The sequence below is a fragment of the Polyangiaceae bacterium genome, assembly GCA_020633205.1.
GTDB lineage: Bacteria > Myxococcota_A > Polyangia > Polyangiales > Polyangiaceae > JAHBVY01.
The window spans coordinates 652,452-671,700 of the sequence record JACKEB010000014.1; the positions used below are offsets into that span (position 1 = coordinate 652,452).

Annotated in this window: 18 protein-coding genes; 4 read left to right on the forward strand and 14 right to left on the reverse strand. The window is 63.5% G+C overall.

Going from position 1 to position 19,249, the window contains the following annotated elements:
- Nucleotides 1-6 precede the first annotated feature (6 nt).
- From H6718_22855 to H6718_22885, 7 genes are all read right to left on the reverse strand, one after another.
- Entirely contained in the window at nt 7-708 is a 702-nt protein-coding gene (locus H6718_22855; protein MCB9588265.1) for a hypothetical protein, read from the reverse strand.
- Complete coding sequence (locus H6718_22860) at nt 705-1,454, reverse strand: hypothetical protein (protein ID MCB9588266.1); 750 nt, start codon at nt 1,452-1,454, stop codon at nt 705-707. The genes H6718_22855 and H6718_22860 overlap by 4 nt, the downstream gene beginning before the upstream one ends.
- 78 nt (nt 1,455-1,532) lie before the next feature.
- Nucleotides 1,533-3,911: a WD40 repeat domain-containing protein gene (locus tag H6718_22865; GenBank protein ID MCB9588267.1), complete on the reverse strand. Its 2,379-nt coding sequence runs from the start codon at nt 3,909-3,911 to the stop codon at nt 1,533-1,535.
- Nucleotides 3,912-3,960: 49 nt separating this feature from the next.
- Entirely contained in the window at nt 3,961-5,016 is a 1,056-nt protein-coding gene (locus H6718_22870; protein MCB9588268.1) for a hypothetical protein, read from the reverse strand.
- A complete protein-coding gene (locus tag H6718_22875) occupies nt 5,016-6,092 on the reverse strand; it encodes a hypothetical protein (GenBank protein ID MCB9588269.1) in 1,077 nt (358 codons plus the stop codon). The genes H6718_22870 and H6718_22875 overlap by 1 nt, the downstream gene beginning before the upstream one ends.
- Before the next feature lie 32 nt (nt 6,093-6,124).
- Nucleotides 6,125-7,570, reverse strand: a complete 1,446-nt coding sequence (locus H6718_22880; GenBank protein ID MCB9588270.1) for a protein kinase — start codon at nt 7,568-7,570, stop codon at nt 6,125-6,127.
- Between the two features lie 308 nt (nt 7,571-7,878).
- The gene (locus tag H6718_22885; GenBank protein ID MCB9588271.1) at nt 7,879-8,631 is read right to left on the reverse strand and encodes an AhpC/TSA family protein; all 753 of its coding nucleotides are present in this window, start codon (nt 8,629-8,631) and stop codon (nt 7,879-7,881) included.
- Between the two features lie 82 nt (nt 8,632-8,713).
- Between H6718_22885 and H6718_22890 the strand changes: the two genes are divergently transcribed.
- Nucleotides 8,714-10,207, forward strand: coding sequence for a hypothetical protein (locus tag H6718_22890; GenBank protein ID MCB9588272.1), 1,494 nt, complete (start codon nt 8,714-8,716; stop codon nt 10,205-10,207).
- Nucleotides 10,208-10,260: 53 nt separating this feature from the next.
- On the opposite strand, the gene H6718_22895 is transcribed toward H6718_22890, so the two are convergent.
- The 6 genes from H6718_22895 to H6718_22920 are packed head-to-tail and all read right to left on the reverse strand — an operon-like array spanning nt 10,261 to nt 14,545.
- Nucleotides 10,261-10,611 (reverse strand): response regulator, encoded by a 351-nt coding sequence (locus H6718_22895; GenBank protein ID MCB9588273.1) that lies wholly within the window; start codon nt 10,609-10,611, stop codon nt 10,261-10,263.
- Nucleotides 10,587-11,183: a hypothetical protein gene (locus tag H6718_22900; GenBank protein MCB9588274.1), complete on the reverse strand. Its 597-nt coding sequence runs from the start codon at nt 11,181-11,183 to the stop codon at nt 10,587-10,589. Before H6718_22900 ends, H6718_22895 begins: the two co-directional genes overlap by 25 nt.
- Nucleotides 11,183-11,890: a response regulator gene (locus H6718_22905; protein ID MCB9588275.1), complete on the reverse strand. Its 708-nt coding sequence runs from the start codon at nt 11,888-11,890 to the stop codon at nt 11,183-11,185. Before H6718_22905 ends, H6718_22900 begins: the two co-directional genes overlap by 1 nt.
- A gap of 4 nt (nt 11,891-11,894) precedes the next feature.
- The gene (locus H6718_22910; GenBank protein ID MCB9588276.1) at nt 11,895-13,382 is read right to left on the reverse strand and encodes a hypothetical protein; all 1,488 of its coding nucleotides are present in this window, start codon (nt 13,380-13,382) and stop codon (nt 11,895-11,897) included.
- A complete protein-coding gene (locus H6718_22915; GenBank protein ID MCB9588277.1) occupies nt 13,369-14,130 on the reverse strand; it encodes a hypothetical protein in 762 nt (253 codons plus the stop codon). The genes H6718_22910 and H6718_22915 overlap by 14 nt, the downstream gene beginning before the upstream one ends.
- Before the next feature lie 7 nt (nt 14,131-14,137).
- The gene (locus H6718_22920) at nt 14,138-14,545 is read right to left on the reverse strand and encodes a response regulator (GenBank protein ID MCB9588278.1); all 408 of its coding nucleotides are present in this window, start codon (nt 14,543-14,545) and stop codon (nt 14,138-14,140) included.
- A 245-nt stretch (nt 14,546-14,790) separates the two neighbouring features.
- Between H6718_22920 and H6718_22925 the strand changes: the two genes are divergently transcribed.
- The gene (locus H6718_22925) at nt 14,791-15,222 is read left to right on the forward strand and encodes a GFA family protein (protein ID MCB9588279.1); all 432 of its coding nucleotides are present in this window, start codon (nt 14,791-14,793) and stop codon (nt 15,220-15,222) included.
- Nucleotides 15,223-15,358: 136 nt separating this feature from the next.
- Here the strand turns inward: H6718_22925 and H6718_22930 are convergent, their stop codons facing one another.
- Nucleotides 15,359-16,120, reverse strand: coding sequence for a hypothetical protein (locus H6718_22930; protein MCB9588280.1), 762 nt, complete (start codon nt 16,118-16,120; stop codon nt 15,359-15,361).
- Between the two features lie 109 nt (nt 16,121-16,229).
- Here H6718_22930 and H6718_22935 point away from each other — a divergent pair, with 109 nt between their 5' ends.
- Together H6718_22935 and H6718_22940 are read left to right on the forward strand one after the other, a co-directional pair.
- Nucleotides 16,230-17,471 carry a hypothetical protein gene (locus H6718_22935; protein ID MCB9588281.1) on the forward strand — a complete coding sequence of 414 codons (1,242 nt, stop codon included), beginning with the start codon at nt 16,230-16,232 and terminating at the stop codon, nt 17,469-17,471.
- Nucleotides 17,472-17,513: 42 nt separating this feature from the next.
- The coding region (locus H6718_22940) for a hypothetical protein (GenBank protein ID MCB9588282.1) at nt 17,514-19,249 on the forward strand (1,736 nt) is incomplete at its 3' end.

The window sequence follows — 19,249 nt, forward strand, 5'->3', positions numbered from 1 at the left end:
CCAGCGCTAGGCTCTGCTCTTGCGCCGCTTGCGCCAGAGCAGCAAGAGCGGCGCAAACAACCAAGCTGCGCTCGGCTTTGAACGACTCGTGGCACACCCAGAGCACCCTCCAGAGGCCGCAGACTTGTTTGGGGGTGAGGACACATCGGTTCCCGGAGGTAACGCGCTCGGGGCTGCGCTGGGCTTGCTCGTTGCGCTCGGAGCACTGGGCTCGGACCGCACCTCTTCACCCTTCGCGAGGTAGGCGGTGCGCGCGAGCTTCGACGTGCATTTATCTCCGTCTACGTTCACTTCGTAGTACCAGCGTACCTCGTCGTAGGGTTCCGTGACTTTGATGGCTCGTACTCCCGCAAAGCCCTTCGAGCACGAAGTGCTGTACTGACGAATCGTCTTCCAGCGTTCGTCTTTTTCCCGGGAGAGATCCTCGAATTGCTTGAGGTCGGCTCGCTTGACGAGCACCAGCTCGAGGTCGCCCTGCAACGGATGCCAGTTGACCGGGCTCGGCTTTCCAGGCTCCAGCGTCGTCGTCCCGTCGAAAGTGTTCGCTAGCACGAACACCGAGTCCTGCGGCGGCTCCCCGGAGACCTGGATCGACGCCTTTGCGCCCTTGTGACCCGGCGGCAAGATGTCGGCGCCAGCGTCGATCGTGCAGAACAGCGTGGCCGACGCCAGCGCGACCGGAACGAATGCGAAGATGAGTCGAGTCATGCTGCTCCTTGTGGCTTCCTTCTGTTTCTTCGGGGAAATGCTGCGAAGGCGACCAAGAGCGGGACCGGAAGCCCATACGCCCCCAGGACGCCTGCGTAGGCTACGTAGGTGTAGAGCGGTGTCTCGCTGGGATGGTCGATGCGCATCGGCGCTACGGGAACCTCCGGATCCACCCAGCTCAGCAGCTTTTCCTTCCAAAACTTGAGGGGCATGATGAAGGAACTCTTCAGCACCTTGGTGAGGTCCACGTCGAACCGCTGCATCTCCGGCATGACCTTCAGCTGTGGCGGATCGCTGAGGGACACCGGCAGTGACACCTCTCGCCCGCCGCGCTTGACGACGAACGTGACCTCTTCGTTCGGGTGAAGCCGCACCTCGTCCACCAGCTGCTGCCACTCCTTGATTTGCGTGCCGGCAAGTGAAACGGCCTCGTCTCCGTTTCGAACGCCCGCGAGTGCCGCGGCGCCATCCGGCGAGACCACCAGGCGCAGCGTTGGCTCCTGGCGGCCCATGGATAGCTGTGCGAGCGCAAACAGGGCAACCGCCGTCACGTAACAACTCAGGGGACCTATCGCCGTGAACAAGGTCCTTTGGCCCAAGCCGGCGTCCTGCCACGGAGTGCTCTCAAAGCCGAAGAGCGATAGTCCTCGAACTCCGCACAGCCTAGCCACCAGCCAGCGTGAGCCGATGAACACGGCCGCGTTCAACATGAAGCTGATCGCGAGAAGGGGTAGAACTCCCAACACCGCGCCGATGCTAGCACGCTCCGGCGAAGCGCTGCTAGTCGCTGCCGCGCGGAGCCAACTCGGTAAGGTGACCGAGGTTCAATTGGGTAGGAGCGCGTCTACGACTAGGTCATCTTGCAGCAGTTGGTCTTCACACAGCTCGAACGGGTAGGCGCGTTGGGCGACGATGCAGTATTGCCCCGCGCCAGTTTGGTCGCCGAGCAGTTCGAGCTTGCCGTCTGGGGCTGTGGCTTGCGCCGCGGCGGGTCCAGTGAAGCGTAGGTCGACGCGAGGTTTCAGATCAGCTCCGAGCAGGCTGACCATGTCATCCTGACCGACGGCAATTACCTCACCGCTCGGAGATATCTCGAGTGCATCGGCGTGCAACTGAATGGTTTGCTGCTCGCCGTCCCTGAACACGGATAGTTCGCGATACTTGCACGCGGCGACCACGACCGAACCATCTCGAGAGGCGGCTACGGGGCCGCGAGTGCAGCGTGCAGACAAGAGCTGTCTACTCGGTGGCCCTTCGAGCTGCACGCGCTGGATGCCCTCGTTCGTCACCAGGATCAGCACTCGGCCGTCACCGGAAAGAGTCAACGTGCCTCTCTCATTGCCTCCCGGCAATGGCCGCGCTTCAGGCTTGGGTTGCTTGAGGTCGTAGGTGCTGAGCGCGTCCTCCCCACGAACAACGGCGTGCCCGTTTGCCAATGCAGCGCCACGTCGGCCTTTCTGGCGCTGCAGCGTGACCTGAGTATCCCACTTGGCTTCGCCCACTCGCACAGTGCCGAGCTTTAGATCCGATGGTCCACCTGCCGCGTGGAGCACGTCCCTGGAACTGAAGCTGAGAGCAGATACCCAACCAGGAAAATCCGGCAGGTCTCGGCGCTGGCCGCTGGCGGCAACATCCCAGTAGAACACACTGCTTCTGCCGAAGTACCCAGCTAGGCGTTCGCCCGCCTCGGAGAACGTCAATTTTGCGCTGTATCCTGGTACCGTGAGGAAATGGCTCGAGGGCGCACGTGCGCTGGTTAGTAGCACCTCCACGCGCTGGTCGCTACCGCGGGAGAGTTGCCGAGCGATCGCGAGGGCTCCGTCGGTGAAGGCCATGCCCTTGAGCCGTATCGAAGGTGTCGTAGCGCTGCGGATCACTTCGCCGCTCGTGGTGTCGACCACAAAGAGCCCAATTCGGCCGTTGGCACTGGCGACGGCGAGCTTCCCATCGGGTGCCAAGACCAGATCTCGGGAAGGCATCGGTTTGGCCCTCAAAGCGTGCCCGTCCTTCGCGTCGAACTCCAGCAGCGCCTCACGCCGGTCACCGCCGTTCAACAGCACTCGCGTTCCGTCGCTAGAGAAACGACAAATCGAGTGTTGACCCGCTTGACCGATGTCCACGTCTAAGATGGGTTTGCCGCTCGCCGTATCCAGCACAGCGAGCCGTGTGTCATCCGAGAGCATCGCCAGGCGATCTTCCACTGGAGAAAAGGCGAGCAGCTGGGGGCGCCCCTTCTTTCCGTCGCCAAGTACTTTCACGCTCTTGAGCGTCATACCGTCCAAGAGCTCGAGCTTACCCGTCTCGAAACCGACAGCGACACGGCCATCCCGTTCAGACACTGCCAGCGCCGAAACGCCGTGGCCTTTGGCGAGTTGATACTCCGCTTGAGCGTCTCCGGACGCGAGCTCGAAGCGTCGCACCGTCGCGCTCCGCCTCGAGTAGCCACCAACGACAACGCTCGTGCCGTCTTTCGAGAAGGCAAACTGAGTCGAGAGTTCACCTGCCCAAGAGAGCGTGCGCTTCAGAACTCCGGAACTGGTGTCGAGGAGCAGGACCCCTCGTGAGGTGAGCACACCTAGCACAGCACCATCAGGGGAAAAGCGTGCGACCTTTGCGCCGCGCGCTTCCGGAACCTCGAGGAAACGTAGTGGCTTCAGGGTGCGTGTCTCGAGCAGCACCAGCTTCGCCTCGGGGTCCGCCGCGGCGAGCTTGCTTCCGTCGCGCGATAGCGCCAACGGACGTAGTCCCGACACACCCGCCCAGGCTGATGTCGGCGTGCCTGCCTTGGCGAAGGCGCTGCTGGCGGAGGAAGCCAGGCGCCGAGCGGCGGACAAATCTCCGGCGGCGCGCGCGGTTTCGGATTTGGCCCACAGGTCATCACCCGACTGTCCGCGATGGTCTATTGCGCTTGCCGCGATTTCGGAGAGCAGCGCCTTGGAGGCTTGCTGCTCAGCCGGACACAGCTTGAACGCTTGTTCTGCCAGGCGCTGGCTTCGTTGGACATATCCCTGAGGATATAGCTTGCTGGCCTTGAGCCGCTTCTGCTGGGCCCGCTCGCATGCTGTCGGGAGCTTGGGCTCTGCTGAGCTTGGGTGCGGCCCTGCTTTCGCTGAGGACCGCGCTTCTGAGGGGACGTGCGGCGGGGGCGGCGTTCCGCCACAGCCGACCATCACGAACAGGCAGGGCGCGATCCGTTTCAACATCGGATCGGCTTATACGCTGGATCCGGATGCGATCTTTCCGTTTCCCCCGTCAGCCTGGGCAGTAGGCGACCACGGCTCTTTTATCCAGGTTTCGACGCGCCTGGACGTAGCTGTTGCAGGTAAACGGACACAGGCTGATCAAGCCGTCGCCGACGGGGTAGTAGCCCTCATCGAAGTTGAACGCACACTGATCCAGAGTCGGCGTGTAGAGAACGCGGCGTCCGTCCCACGCCAGCTCCGCCTGGCTCGTATGGTCGAAGTGCAGCGTGCAGTCGTTTAGTTCTTGAGCCGCGAGCGCCAGCATCTGGTCGAAGTCTGCGCTCGGACCGTTGATGGGGAGCGTGCCACCGACGTCCGAGAGCACCGCGGAGTAGTCCTGGAGGTCCGAAAAGCTGAAGACGTACGTCTTCATGTACGGAGGTCCTTTGATCGCGTTGCTCGCGATGGCCTGCGTTTGTCCCCAGCTCAGATCACAGCCGATCTCTTGAGCATCGCTGACGATGATCGCGCCTTTCGCCAGATACTCGGGGTGTTGCTGAAACGCCTGGATGGCGTAGCGTAGGCTCTGCTCCGGCGCGTCGCATTGGCCAGCGGAGGAGCCCAACGTCTGGAAGAATGTGTCTATATCCGTGAGGAATGGATCCGCATAGGAGACCGTGAACGGCAGCACGGGGTGTCCGCTGCCCAGCGGCGCCTGACAGCTCTGGGTGCTTGCGTCTGGCAGGATGTCGAGCGCGATGCCGAAGGTGCTCCAGTAGGGAGCGTTCTCGGCTAGCCCGTTCTTGAGGTTGGTGCGCACCACCGAGCTCATCCCTCGCGCAATCAGCAGCACCATACCAACGTCGTCAACCGGGTACACCTCATCACAACCCACCGGCACTTCCCACTGGAAGTCGCCCCCGCTTCCGCCGGTCCCAGCCGTGCCGCCGAAGGCACCGGTTCCTCCGCTTCCAGCAGCGCCTCCATTCCCTGCGGAACCACTCGCTCCGCCGATGCCGTTTAGCTCTGGATCCGTCTCGAGATCGTTCAGGCCCGTGATGGTGCCACACGCGGTCACCAGTAGCAGCGCGGCCGCCACCGGGGCGCTGAAGCCTAACCGTGCCATCAGAAGCTCCCCAGCACGTTGAAGGAGCCAAGGCCCAACACGGGGGTCAACGAGAAGCCGCGCTTTGCCTGGGTCGGTCCGCGTTGGGCGGACCCGGAGTCATCCAGGACCAGTCCCAGCACTCCGACGCCGAGCCCCAAGATCCCCACACCAAAGCCGATGTTCGAGACCGTGGCGAGGGTCTTCGCGCTGTCGATGTCGGACTGTGAATCCGTGGGGCAACGATTGCCTTCGCAGTCGTTCTTGATGTCGCTGGTCTTGGTCGCCGACATGATGCCTGTGACGCCGCCGACCACTACGCCAACTCCCGCGAGGGTGAAGCCGACAATCGCCAAGGTGTTGCTGCCTCCGCCGCCGTCAGCCTGGGGGTCGCTGAGCGGTGGCGGGGCAACTGGGCCCGGCGCGGGAGTCGGGGGCGGTGCAGCCGGCTCAACGGGTGGAGCCACCGGTGCGGTCACTGCGGCGGGGTCGCGCGCGAGCTCCACATTCAGGGTACGGGTCTCGGCCTCTTCCAGGGAGAAGTCTTGCTCTTGCACCAGGTAGCCCACTGCGCCCACACGCAGGTGATGGGCACCCGGGTTGACCTTGCGGGGGAGCGTCGCTGCCGCGGGAGGAACGCTCACGTCGTCGACGGACACTTCGAGCTCCACGTCAGGGCTCACGCCGCTCACGGTCACTGTGATGGAGGGGATGCGCTTCTCGACTGCGGCAGCGAGCGCAGCGGCTTCTTGCCGCGCGGCAGTAAAAGCTTTGGGCTCGTTCGGCTCTGACGGATGTCTCGCTACCTCAAGCCAGGCATCCCGAGCCTCCACCAGTTTACCCAGCTTCTCTTGAGCTTTCCCGAGGCGGATCCCCGTGGTTGGGACATGCATGATGTCGTCCGCCGCCTGCCACGCCTCGAGCGCTCCCGCGTAGTCACCAGCGTCGTACTTCTTCTGTCCGGCGCCGAGGAGTGAACGCGCGGTCTCCTTCTCTGCGGCGGTGGGTTCAGCGTTCGCTGCGCCGCTGATCAGGAGCGCGCTGAGCGCGAGCGTAGCGGCGAGCCTCCAGGGGCGGTGTTGTCGCGTAGGAATCATCGGATACAGACGACCTCGAGAAAGACAGGCTACTAGAATCCGTAGTCGGGGGTTGGATTCGAAACGGGCGCCTTCGCTGTCGAGCCGCTCGAGGGCTTTGCGCTAGCTTTGCTGGGGGCTTGCTTCGAGGGTGCCTGGGGCGCCGTTTGCTTCGCCGCCGTTGCCTTCGTCGGCTTGGTGGTCGCGCCCGACTTGGTCGTTTGCGTGGGCACCTCTGCCGTCTCTTCTGGTTGGGGGGGAGGAGCTTCGTCGGGCGGAGTGGCTGCCTGACTGTCGTCCGAAGCAGATCCCGACGGAAGCGGAGCCGACTTGGCTTCGAGCGTTGGAGCTGGAGCGTCCGGTTCGCTCACCGACGCGGCGCCGGAGTGCACCGGCTCTGCGCTCACCCCCCGACCACCTAGCGCGAACCAAGCAGCAAGCACTCCCGCGACGGAGAGCACGCCGAGCGCTGCAAAGACGCCGCCACGTCGGCTCTTGGGGGGTGCCAACGCCCGGCTGTCCGTCACGGACTGCGCCATGGTCGAGTGAGTCTGCGACTTGGCGTCGATCTCCGTGTCCGCGTAGGAGATCGCCGATGGCGGCTCGTTGTCCGCAGAGGAGCTGAGATCGACGAACGACGGCTGTTGGGCGCGAGGAACGCCGGCTGCCTCTTCCAGGGCCGTGGCCATCTCCTGAGCCGACGTGAAGCGCTGGTCGATGTCGCGGTTCAGCGCCTTGTCGATCCAAGCGTCCAGCTCTGCGGAGCCCACGCCCAAGCGGCCGTAGGGCGCAGGATACACCCCGCGTTCGATGGCCAGCACCAGGCCGGGGAAAGTCTCTGCTTCGAAGGGTCGTTGCCCAGTCAGTGCGTGATAGGCCACGACGCCGAGGGACCACAGATCCGCGCGGACATCGACGTGCTTCGCGCTCATCAACTGTTCGGGGCTCATGTAGTACGGGGTTCCGACGACGGCACCAGTAGAGGTCATCGCCAGATCCGTGTCGTCTGACTTAGCAACTCCGAAGTCCAGTATCTTGATGTGAGCGTCGCCCTCGGGATCACAAATGAAGAGGTTGTCCGGCTTGATGTCGCGGTGAATCACGCCCGTTGCGTGAGCCTTTGAGAGCGCCTTGCAAGCTTGGCGCACGACGGTGACGACCTCATTGATCGGCAAGCGCTTGAGCTGGCGGATGCGGTCGCGCAGGTCGTGCCCCTCGAGCAGCTCCATCACGATGTAGGGAACGCGCTCTTCGAGCATTCCCGTGTCGAATACCTGAACCACGTGTGGGCTCTTGATGCGGGCGCTGGCGCGCGCTTCCCGAGTAAACCGCTCGCGGACCTCGGGCTGGCTCGCCAGCTCCTCGCTGATGAACTTCACCGCGACCCGGATGCCGAGCCCCAGGTGTTCTGCCACCCAGACGCTCCCCATTCCGCCCTCTCCAAGCATGCGCTCGAGACGGATCTGAGGAGTGATGAGTGTGCCGGCAGTTAACTCCACCGTACCCCTTTTACCATGCCCTCCGCCAGCGGGTGAGTTTCCGCATTCGGATTCACCCGCCCGCGAACTCGGGTGGTTGCGTTTTGCAGACCAGCGTATGGAGCAGGGTGGGTGCGCGGATCACCCGGGCGCTGTCTTCCGCACACGGACGTTTGTAGGTGCCTGCGAGGGCGCACGCCGCCTCTAAGGAGCAGGAGTCCTGAAATCATCAGACCTTTCCCGCCATGTTGCCCTAGCGTGCCGACATGCAGGCGAACTAACCGTCGCGCTCTTGTCCGTTGCCGTGCGGGAATGACGTCGCTGGGTGGCTACAGCTTTAGGTCGTCGATGACCTTCAGCAGCTGGGTTGTGCTTGGCCGTGTTTTGTAGTCGGTATCAGCGTGCGCCCACGCGAGCTTGCCGTCGTTGATGATGAAGATGGACGGAATAGCGATGGTGTGGTGCTTCTGACCGGTGCGCTGTTCGAGATCGATGCCGTAGCCCTTCAGCTTGGCGAGCCCTGAGTCGTCGAGCTGGTTCAATACGTTGAACGCCTTGTGGGCGACGAGCTCTGGGTCAGTCAAAACGGGGAAGGGGATCTTCCAGCTGGTTTGAGTCTTCGAGGCTTCGTTCGGTAGGTCGACGCTGATCGCTACTGGCGTGACACCGCGTTTCTGAAATTCGGGGTACGCCTTCGCCAAAGAGTGGATCTGGTAGTTGCAGAAAGGGCACCAACCGCCTCGATAGAACACCAGCATCAGCGTTCCGGTCTTCGCGAGCGCGTTCACGTCGACCTCGTCACCCTCGCTGCTCTGCAGTTTGAGCTCCGGAAGTGGGCTGCCCAACTTGAGCCCAACGCCTTCGGGGAGCTTGCCCAGGTGGTCCGAGGCTGTATCGCTGGTTTCCTTGGCCATGGGCTTCTTGGCGGCCAGCGGCTTCTCGTTAGCCGTGGGCGCGGCGCTCGGGTTCCCTGCAGGCGAGCTTGTGCTCGCCTTGGAGGACGGCTCGGCGCTGGGCTCTGACCCCGACTCGTTGCAACCAGCCACCACCAGAGCGGCCAAAAACACTGTAGATGCGCGCATCTCGAGCGATACGTCGAGAAGGCTCGGTGGTTACCCATGCCGCGGTTTCTCTTTGAGGCGCACGTGCGCTACACCCGGCGCCGTGACTGGGGCGTTCTGGGCTGATGCATTTTGGGCGCGGGGGTTGGTCGGGGTGCTGTTCCTATCGACTACCGCCGGATTGGCGAGCGGCTGCGGCGGAAGCGGAGGCGGAGGCGAACCTCAAGCACCGCTCATGGATCAAACAACGGCCGGGCGTGATCGCTGCATGTTGCAACCCGACGGTGATTCGCGCGTCTTCGTCGTGGAGTGGGACGCCACGGACCTCGCGAGCTTCGAAGCCGCAGCGCAGGACGATGTCGTGTTCGTTCAGCTCGAGAACTGCCAACTGCGCGTGCTGTATGGCTGCAAGGACGAGGCGCTGCACGGTCGCTACGGTCGGTACGATCAAATCCAAGCCACCAGCGGTACTCGGGAAGGCTTCGACATTCGCGACCAGACCGAGCTCAGCGCGAAGCTTCCGCTCGGTGCACTCTCATTGGGAGGCCAAGTCAGCTCAGACCGCGGTCTGAAGCTGAGTTACTTCGTCGCTGGTCAGCGGCGGGCACTGCGCGACGATGTGTACCGTGAGGAAATAAAAGCGAACGACCGCTGCGCGAGCGCGACCCATTTCATCTCAAGCTACGACCTCGGGGCCTTCGAGCTGTATTCCGCTTCCCAACAAGAGCTGAAAGCAAACGCTGCCGTCGCTGGATTCGGCGCCGAGGGCAAGCAGCGTGGAGCACATTCGCTGTTGAAGCACGGCGGCAAGCTCGACAGTTGTGACACCCACACTCAGACCGAGTGCCGGGTACCGATCCGACTCACGGCTCGGGCGGTTCGCCCTGGCGTGCGACCGGCGGCGAGCTCAGCGGGCCTGACTCCGGAACAAGCGGCTGCCGCCGGAGATTCAGCGGCGGTGAAGGCCCAGGGCCAGATGAACGCGATGATGCTTAGGCTCTCTGCCGAGCGCAAAGAGGCGCTCGGAGATGGCGTCGGCTGCCTTCAGGATCTTGAGCGCGCGGACGCTACTGATAGCATCGGTGCCAGTGAGCATCGTTTCCGTATGGTCCGCGCCTGGTGCACGATGCGCGCGGGGCGTTGCGACGAAGGCAAGAAGCTCGCTCGTGAGGCACTCGCCGCCCAGGACCGCCAGGCGATGACCCCGCGCATGAGCGACGCACAGCTGGGCGCGCTGGTCGACCAACACGCTCAAGCCAAGTGCGTCACGAGTGGCGGGATGTCTGCGCCTGATCGCATGATGCGCGCTTTGCCCGGTCTTCAAGCGAGCCTCGCGGCCCAGGATGGCCCGGGCTGCGTGAAGGCCGGTGACGAGATCGCGGCGGCGCTCAAGTCTCTCAAGGGGCCGCCGGACGGCGCGATGAAGGGCGGCGTGATGGCGCTGCTCGGTGCAGCGCGCTGCGCCGGCGAGGCCAAGCTGTGCAAGGACGCGAAGCGTCTTCACGCGACGTATTACAAGCTAGAGAACCCGGGCGACTCCGCAAAGCAGGCCCAGGAAGACTTCGAGTTCATGCTCCCGGACTGCGCCAAGAAGTAGATCCGGGACGCCCAGGAGTGCACTCCCCATCTTCTCTAGTAGGATGCTGGGAGCTAGCGCCGCACCAGCTCGGCGATCCTCCTCAACATCTCCGCGGGGCAACTGCCCTTGAGCAGTCGAGCATCTACGGTCGCATCGATCGGTTCGCTCCCCCCCGAGAAGAGCACAGCCTTCGTCGGAGGCTCCTGCGCACGCAGCTTGGGCAGGAGGACGAGCCCGTCCTCCCCGCGCAAGTTCCGATCGAGAATTGCGACCTGGAAGCGCTGGTGCTCGAGCTTCTCGACCGCGGTGCTCAAATCCGCCGCCTCCTCGACTTCGTAGCCTTCGTCTTCCAGTAGCCTGGCGAGGCCGAAGCGTGTGCCCGGGTCGTCGTCGACAATTAGTATTCTCGCTGCGCTCGACATGCCGCCTCCGCGAGTGTGATCGTCAGGCCCCGCTCGCCGCGTGTCGTCTCCGCGCCCAACAGATCGAACAAGTAGCGAGCACCCTCGACTTCGAACGAATCTTCGGCATGCTGACTCCTGACGAGCAGACGAACCGTGGTGCCAGCTTGTTCCACGGAAACGGGATGGCGCACCTCTACGTCAGCCAACAAGCAGAGCGCCGCGGCCAAATCGATGGTGGCCTGATTCGGAATGCATGAAGGCGTGCACGCCGGCTCGAGCCCGAGGGCGAACAGCGCTAACGCGACGGCGACCTCAGTGCTGACCTCGAAGTCGCATAGCGAATCGGACGGTCGCTTCAGCAGCTCTTCGGCGAGCGCCACCTCGGATTGAATCAGCTCGAGGAACTCCGGGAGTCTTGGCTCGGATTGCTTCCAGTCAGGGTGCAGCTTGCGGGACAGAAAGAACGCCGCGTTTCGAATGCTCCCTAGCCGGTTCCGTAGGTTGTGTCGCTGGCGTCGCGACTGAGCCTCAGCGCGCACCTGCTCTGCCCGAGCGGAGACGCGGTAGACCAAGAAGCCAACACCTGACATCAGTTTATCCCTCGGGAGTCGGCGATGGTCTTGAGTAACCAAGGGACCTTGGGTGGTCGCCTGATGATGAAGCCGGGGATGGCTGCCTTGGGCACTCGCTGATGGCCTTCGTCGGTGATGAAGACCAGCGTTACTTTTTCACCGTTCGCTGAGCGTCGGTTGAGCTCATCCAGGAACGCGCGGTTCACCAGCGTAGTGGCCGTTACGAAGACGTCTGCGTCGCGCAGCTCCAGCGCACAGGCGACGTTGCTACAAGCCACGGCTGCGACGAAGTGCTGTTTGAGGTCACCTGCCAGGACGGCCGCTTCAGCGGGATCGTCGACAACGACGACTACCGGACCGCGGCAGGCGTGCTCCACCACGCCAAGGAGCTGTTCCATGGGGAAAGGCTTGCTGACGATGGCAAACGCACCTTCGCCGATCGCGGATTCGACACGCGACTCGTTGGCGAACCCGGTTGCCATGACGACCATCTGCTCGGGCTTTGCTCGGCGAATGGCGCGCAACATGTCCAGGCCATCCATGCCCGGCATCTGAAAGTCGGTGATCACGAGGGCGAAGTCCCCGGAAAGCAGCGCGTCGAGCGCCTGACTCGCGTCCTCAGCCGTGACCACGTCGTAGCCTTCCAGCTCGAGGTTCGCGGCGAGTGTGAGTCTCGCGCCAGGTTCGTCGTCCACCACCAGGATGCGTGTTGCTGCTTCGGTCATGCGCTTACCCCTCTGGCCTCGGTCGCTGGAAGTTGAATGACGGCGGTCGTTCCCACGCCTCGTTGAGACTGGTAGACGATGTGCCCCTGATGCTTCTCCACGATGCTGCGCACAATGGGCAATCCGAGGCCGGTGCCCTTGATCTTCTTGCTGAACAGCGGCTCGAAGATGTGAGCCAGGTCCGTCTCTTCGATCCCTCTCCATCGTCCTCGATGCGGATCTCGCAGGTATCGCTCTGGCTGAGCGTGTGTATCCGCACGGTTCCGCCTCGCTCCGGGGGAATCGCCTCTACGGCGTTCTGAATCACGTTGCTCAGGACTTGCCGCATACGCGCTCGATCCAGGGATAGAGCGGGGAGATCGCCTCCCGAGATCACTTCGACGTGAACGTTTGCGCGCACTGGAACGACTTCCACCGCCTCGGCAATCAAGAGACCCAGGTCGACATGACTGACGTCCAGCGGGCGCTCGCGCGCGAAGTCGAGCAGGTCACTGATGATGCGCGCGCTGGCGTCGAGTTCTCGGTCGACGAGTTTCAGAAATTCGTTGACCCGTTTGTCTTCCGCGAGCTCGGACATCGCGATGCGACGCGCGAAGTAGTGGTGTGCATTTCGGATCACTCCCAGCGGGTTACGCAGTTCGTGTCCGACAGCGCCCGCGAGTTGGCCCAGCGCGGAGAGCTTTTCTAGGCGGACGATTTGGGAGTGCTGTTGCTCCACCTCAGCCCCAGCCTTGGCAAGCGCGTGAGATGCGGTGCTGAGCGTACTTGCGAGGGTCACGAGTTCCGCATCGGGCGTATCGAGCCGAACCTCTTCTCCCAACGTGCCCTCGCCCAGGCGCTCCGCTGCCGACGTGAGCTTGCGGAGCCCGCCACCCACGCTATCTCGAATCGCGGCTAGCCGCCGGTGCACCCCGAGTGCGAGCAACAAGCCGATCACGACTTGAAGGGCCAGAAGGACTCCGCTTTCCGTGCGGATTCTAGAGTTCTCCTGGGCGAGGTCGTCCTCTTCGTCGAGGATGCGCTCATGGATCCTCTTCATCAACTGCCCTTGAACCCGGCTATGGCTGATGTGGTCAAGTACCGCCTCCCGGCGTCCGTCGGGGAGCGTGGTAGTTCCGGCTACCGCAGCCCGCAGCAGCCCGATCTCGTGTTCGAGTTCGCGCAGCGCTGCTTTTTCTTCTGCCCCGCCGTCTTCGTCGTCTTCAGCCTCGAGGTTCCCGATGGTGTCCAGCACCTTGGACAGTTCGCGATCGGCTGCTCGCAAGCCCTCATCCGGCTCCTGCTGACCGACGTTGCCGCGGGCTTCGGCCATGTAGGTCTGCAGGCGAATGGCGAGCTCACGGTGTAGCCCCAAGTCCTCGGTCGCCAATGCCACGATGGCGTCGTGCTGGCGGACGCGGACGAGGCCTGCCGCACCCACGAGCATCCCGGCGAGGCTTGCTAGCACGACGATCCTGCGGGTGCGCTGGAGCTTTCGTTCAATCGTCGGCATATTCCTCGAGGAAATTGTGCTCCAGGCTGACTACGAGCGCAGCGCCGTAGTCGAGCCTGTCCGAGGTGTCCGGGGTCACGAGGAGTAGTGCTGCCCCTACTTCCACCGCGGCGCTTGGGGCCCAGCGAAAGCCGCTCGCCAGCGACCACGTGCTCTCTTCCGCAAACACGCGTGCGATTTCCAGGGTGGGGACGACCGCGCCGGGGACGGCTGGCCCAAGTGGGCCAAATATCGCTGTCGCGAGTGTCCCCTCCGTCTCTTCGAATGGGAGCGCGGGGTCGGTCTCGATAGAGCCCGAACAAGCTACGTGCAGATCGCCCACGGCCGCCTGAACGATGACGCTAGGTTCAACTCCGAACTGATCCTCGGCCAACGTTGAAGGACTCGGAAACGTGACCTCCAAGCCGCCCGTGAGGAGTACATCCTGGCTTAGCGGACCACCCGCGAGCGCCCCGATCCCCAACTGCCCCACCCCGTGTTGCGTTTCCCGGGAGTCAGTCGCCACCAGGTAGGGAACACTCAGTTCGGCCTGCAGGTTGTCGGAGATCCCATACTCCAGACCAGCGCTCGCTGACCCCGCCGTGAGTTCCGGTGCTCGCAAGGCATCCGCACGCAGCGTGAGCTGGACCTCGCCGTGCTCTTGCAGATATGCCGGTTCCGCGAGGTAAAGCTCTTGGAGGGCTTGTGCGCGCTCCTCCGCTGCCCACGCGGGGGAGGCCACGACGCATAAGACTAACAGGGAGCCCATCAGCACCCTAGCCATTGACCGCGCCTTGTAGCCGCTTGCGCGCGCGGCGTAGACGCGCAAACTGCGCCGCGTTGCGCACATATGCGAGCAGCACCTCGGGGTCGTAGGGTTTGCCGAGCACCATCCCCGAGTTCCTGCGCAGTGCTCGGACGTCCGGGGCGTCCGGGTAGCCGGTGACGACGATTGCGATCAGCTCGGGCGCCGTTTGTTCCATGCTGGCGATCAGCTGCGCGCCCGTCCCGTCAGGCAGGCTGTAGTCCGTGATTAGGACGTCGAAGTCCTGCTGAGCTAGATTCCACCGCGCTGACGCGGCCGTGCCCACCGACGTGACGCTGTAGGCGTCGCACAGCAGCGCCTCCAGCGTCATTCGGACGCTTGCCTCGTCTTCGACGATCAGAACCCGGGGCCTATCCATCTGGGACTGCAAACGGTCAGAACCCAGGAAGCTGAAGCCACCAGGAGCCGCTGTGCTCACCCCAAAGAGCCGCAAAACTAGCGCCGGCCGCTCAGTACGCGGCCCCGGTGTGCCTCACCCCCACAAGCGACGCAGGCGAGGACTAGAGCGTGGATGGCAGTCCGTAGGGCGGAGTCTCAACTGGCGCGTGGAACGAACCAAGCGGCGACTTCCTACGCGAGCCAGACTGCCTTAGATGCAGTCGCATGGGTGACCGATTCGAGGGTGGCTGTCAGTGCGGAAACATTCGCTACTCCGTGGAGCGCCTGGGGCGCGCCTCGATCTGTCACTGCCGCATGTGCCAGCGGGCCCTCGGGAACGCGTTTGCACCGCTGGTGACGGCTCACGGTCTCGTGTGGCTCACCCACGAGCCGAAGCGCTTTCGATCATCGAACAAGGTGCAGCGGGGGTTCTGCGGCGACTGCGGGACACCCCTGACCTATGAGCCCGACGGCTATGGGGTGGAAGTCGCGATTGCGACGCTGGACGCACCCGAGCAAGTCGCGCCGGTGATTCAAGTCGGCACGGAGAGCCGCTTGCCGTGGTGCGATGGTCTGAATGAACTTCCGACGCGCACCAGCGAAGAGGCAGCAATGGTCGACGCCTTCCTCGAAGGCATCGTGTCCTATCAAAGCTAGTGTCCTGTCTCCGTAGTTCGCTGCAAAACTCGCCCGCCCCCTCGGGGTGTGGGCGTCCGAGTTTTGCGCCATCGCGCTACTTTTGAGACGAGGAAAGACTGTGTTGATTTGTTCAGCGAATCACAGATTCGCCTCACTAGTTGACGCTAAAGGTAATGCGGCCGTTTAGACTGCCGGAGTTAACGTTGGTGCGCGCCTCGACACTGTAGCCATTACCTCGCGGTAGCGGCTTCGCGTCGCAGCCAGACGACGGGCTAAGGATCGCATACTCGCCCTCGCCTCGGTAGCGATCGCTCAACGAGTCGTTGGCGTAGAGTGGCGTCGAAAACTGCAGCGTGCCTCCGGGCTCGAGTTCGATGCGCAGCGTGACTCGGGTGGTGATCATGTACCGCATGCAGCTGAGCGCCAAGCTCTTGCTCCCGCGCTGGAGCTTGCCTAATTGCACGCTGGGCAGGCTCTCACCAACGGTGACCGTGAAGTCTACGACCTCGGCGCCGGAGTTTACCAAATCCACTTGAACCATGATCTGACTACCCTGCGGAACCGAATTGGGGTTCGGTTGAACCATCTTCAGCGCGTTCGGTAGCGGCTCCTTTGAGCGCTCGTTTACCCGACACTCGAAGGTCCTTCGCAGCTCTTCGAAGTCCAAGTTACTACCGTGGCACTTCGCTCGGTCCCAAGGCTTCGGTTCACCGGAAATCGACGCGAGGGGCTCTGGAGGCTCAGCGTTTTCGGCGCTGGCAGAGGGCGGTGGTGCGACTAGGGCAATCGGTTCGCTGCTGTCAGCTGCGGGAGCCGGGGCCGGCTCCTGATGAGGTACTGGCGCTTCTGGATGGCTGGCCTCTCCCCCACAAGCGGCGCAAATCAGGCCGATACCGACAACTGCTCTACTGAACACGCGGGGAGTTTCGCACTGATTCGTGGCGTCTGTTGAGCGAGTAGATTTTTCAGATCGAAAATCGCCTTGAGGCGTAAGCGGTCGGCCGCCCCCTCGTTTCGGGGGGGTCATGCGAACGGTAAAACTCTTCTCCGCCCTTGCTTTGGTCACTTGCTGGATGTCCAGCGCCCCGGCTCACGCTGAGAGCCAAGACGACGATATCGGCACTCGCCCTGCGGCTCCGCGTAAGGCCGAGGTCGCGGTCGGTCCGCTCACTCAAGACGAGAGCGGGCAGGGTACGGCGCAAGGCGATGTGACCCCTGTCGTTGCGCGCCCCGACAGCGAGTACAACTCCGGTGGCGGTGGCCCTCGGGACATGGGCGGCTCCGGGTCGTCTCTCGACGAACCCACGGACTGGGCGGTGCTCCACGCTGGTCTCCGTCCGCACCTCGGCACCTTCGGTGGCGTCGCAGCGATGGCGCTGGCTCACGAACGCATCGAGCGCTTCTACGGCGGCTTCTCCCTCTCTCTGATCCGCAACGACGCGGGCACCCACGTTGGCGCCTTGCAGCTCGCCATCGGGCGCAACCTCGCAGACGAGTTCATTGGTGTCTCTCAGTTTTCTCTTGCGGAAAATCGAGCGCGCACCTTCATGGGTGTGGGTCAGGTCGCCCTGGCGTACAACCGCAGCCTCGATTGGTACGGAGCGTTGCAGTTCGCTGGCGTGAACCGCGCTCAAGAGTTCTACGGTGGCCTCCAGATTGGTGGCTACAACCGCACCGAGGAAGAGTTCTTCGGTCTCGCCCAGATTGGTGGCTTCAACCTCGCTGAAGAAGACTTTGTCGGTCTGGGTCAGCTCGGCTTCTACAACCAGGCGGAAGACTTCACCGGGCTGTTCCAGGTCGGCTTCTTGAACGCTCAAGGGGAGATTTACGACGAGCACATCGACGGCAAAGACGGCTCCTTTGCTGGTCTGGTGCAGGCTGGTGCCGCGAACTCCACGGGTCGTTTCCGCGGTGTACTACAGGCCGGTGTCACCAACTTCTCCGCAGACTTCGTCGGAGGCTTCCAGGTTGGCCTCGCCGCATACTCCAAGGAGTTCCGCGGAGTCGCGCAGATCGGTGGTGGAAACATCACGGAGAAGCTCTACGGTTCGCAAATTGGCGTCGCGAACATCTCAGAGGAGGTCCACGGGGTGCAGATTGGCCTGTTCAATCACACCGAGCGCCTCCGTGGACTACAGATCGGACTCGTCAATCACGCCAGCGACGGTGTGCTCGAGTGGAGCCCGATCATCAACATGGGCTTCGGTGACGACGATGGCTACGCCTACGAAGCCAAGCGGCGCGCCAGCCAAACGGCGCGATTTTGAGCACGCTTGTCGGTCCGACGCGCGGCTGATACGCAGCCGTGCGTGGACCAAGCCAAACCGCTGGTTGCTCGGGTAATCACCCCACGTGTCCAAGCGTGGCTCGCGCGGGACACCACGCCGCGCTGGTTCATCGCGCTCTCGCTGCTTCTGTGTTGCACGTCCCTGGGCGTTGGGATGCAGCTGGACGACCACGTGCTCAACTGGACGGTGAACCACACCGGGCAGCCCGGACCGATGTGGGAGACGCCGCGGCCGTTCTGGGACTTGTTCCGCTTCGCAGATGGCACCCCTCAGGACCTCGCTCGCGGCTACGCAACGGGTGCGTCCCCCTGGTACACGCAGCCTGGCGTTCGATTGGCGTTCTTTCGCCCGATATCTGCGCTCACTCACGTCCTCGACTACCACGTGCTGGTCAAGCACCCGTGGTTGATGCACGTGCACTCCTTGCTGTGGCTTGCGCTCTTCGGTATGGCCATCGCTCGAGTCGTGCGGCGACTAGAAATTTCCGCGGGGAATCAAGCTTGGGTCGTCGGGCTGATGCTATGGTTTGCGCTGCTTGCTCCCTCCCGAGGTGTTCCCGCGGGTTGGCTCTCCAACCGCAATCAGCTGATCGCCGGCGCGCTCGGTGCCGTAGCTTTCGAACTCTATTTGCGCTGGCGTGAGGCGGAGACACCCAAGCTGCTGGGCGGCGCCCTGGTGGGCCTCGCGACCTTCGTCTCGTTCTTCGCGGGGGAGAGCGCCATCGCGTTCCTCGGCTATTATCTGGCCTACGCGTTGCTCCTGGATCGTTCGGGGGTGAGGCGCGCCGTGGCCGCGCTGTTACCGGTGCTCGGCGCCGTAGTTGCTTGGCGCATCATCTACAGCGGCATGGGCTACGGCACCGCCAATAGCGCAATGTACGTGGACCCCATCGCCAGTCCGCTGCAATTCCTTGGGGTAATGGCAGAGCGGCTCCCCCAGCTGGTCGCCGGGGAAGTCGGCGGACCAGTCGCTGGTGTGGCGACGCTCGCCGGGCGCAAGGCGGAGCTGCAGGTGCTCGCGGCATGCTGCGTCGTCCTGCTCTTGATGGCGCTCCCGGTGTATCGGGTGCTGAAGGCGCGGCCGATCGCGCGCTTTTGGGGCCTGGGGGCGCTACTCGCGACGCTGCCGATGTGCGCCACACAGCCGCATTGCCGCTTGATGCTGGTCGCCGGCTTGGGGCTTTCGGGGGTGGTGGCTCACACCATCGCGCACGCAGTGGAGCAGCGCTCGACCTTTGGCGTGCGCCTCCTCGCGGGCTTTTGGCTTTGCGTCTTGGCTACGTTGGGACCTCTCCGTTTGGCTTTCGAAGCGTGGAGCGTGCGCTTGGTGGGTCGGCCCGCGGCGCTGGCAGCCGAGGGCGTCCCGGCGGAGGCAAAGGACAAGACGCTGGTGATCCTCGCGACGCCAGACCCGATGTTCATGTGCGCTCAGCTCCCTATGCAGCTTGCCTCACGGAAACTAGTCGAGCCTCGCGCCATCCGCTGTTTGGCGGCGGTTGAAGGCACCGCCAAGCTGACACGCATCAACGAGCGTACGCTGCGCATCTTCGACGCGAACGGACTGATGAAGCACTTCTTCATCCCGCTGCTACGTCGAGATCCCATCCCGCATGGCTGGCGCCTGGACCGGCCAGATGTGAAGTACCGCATCAGTCGCCGGGACGCGGCAGGTCAACCGACTGAGCTGCACGTGCACTTCCACAAGGAGCTCGAGGACCCCGAGCTGTTCTTCGTCGCCTGGTCGCCCGAGACGCAGCG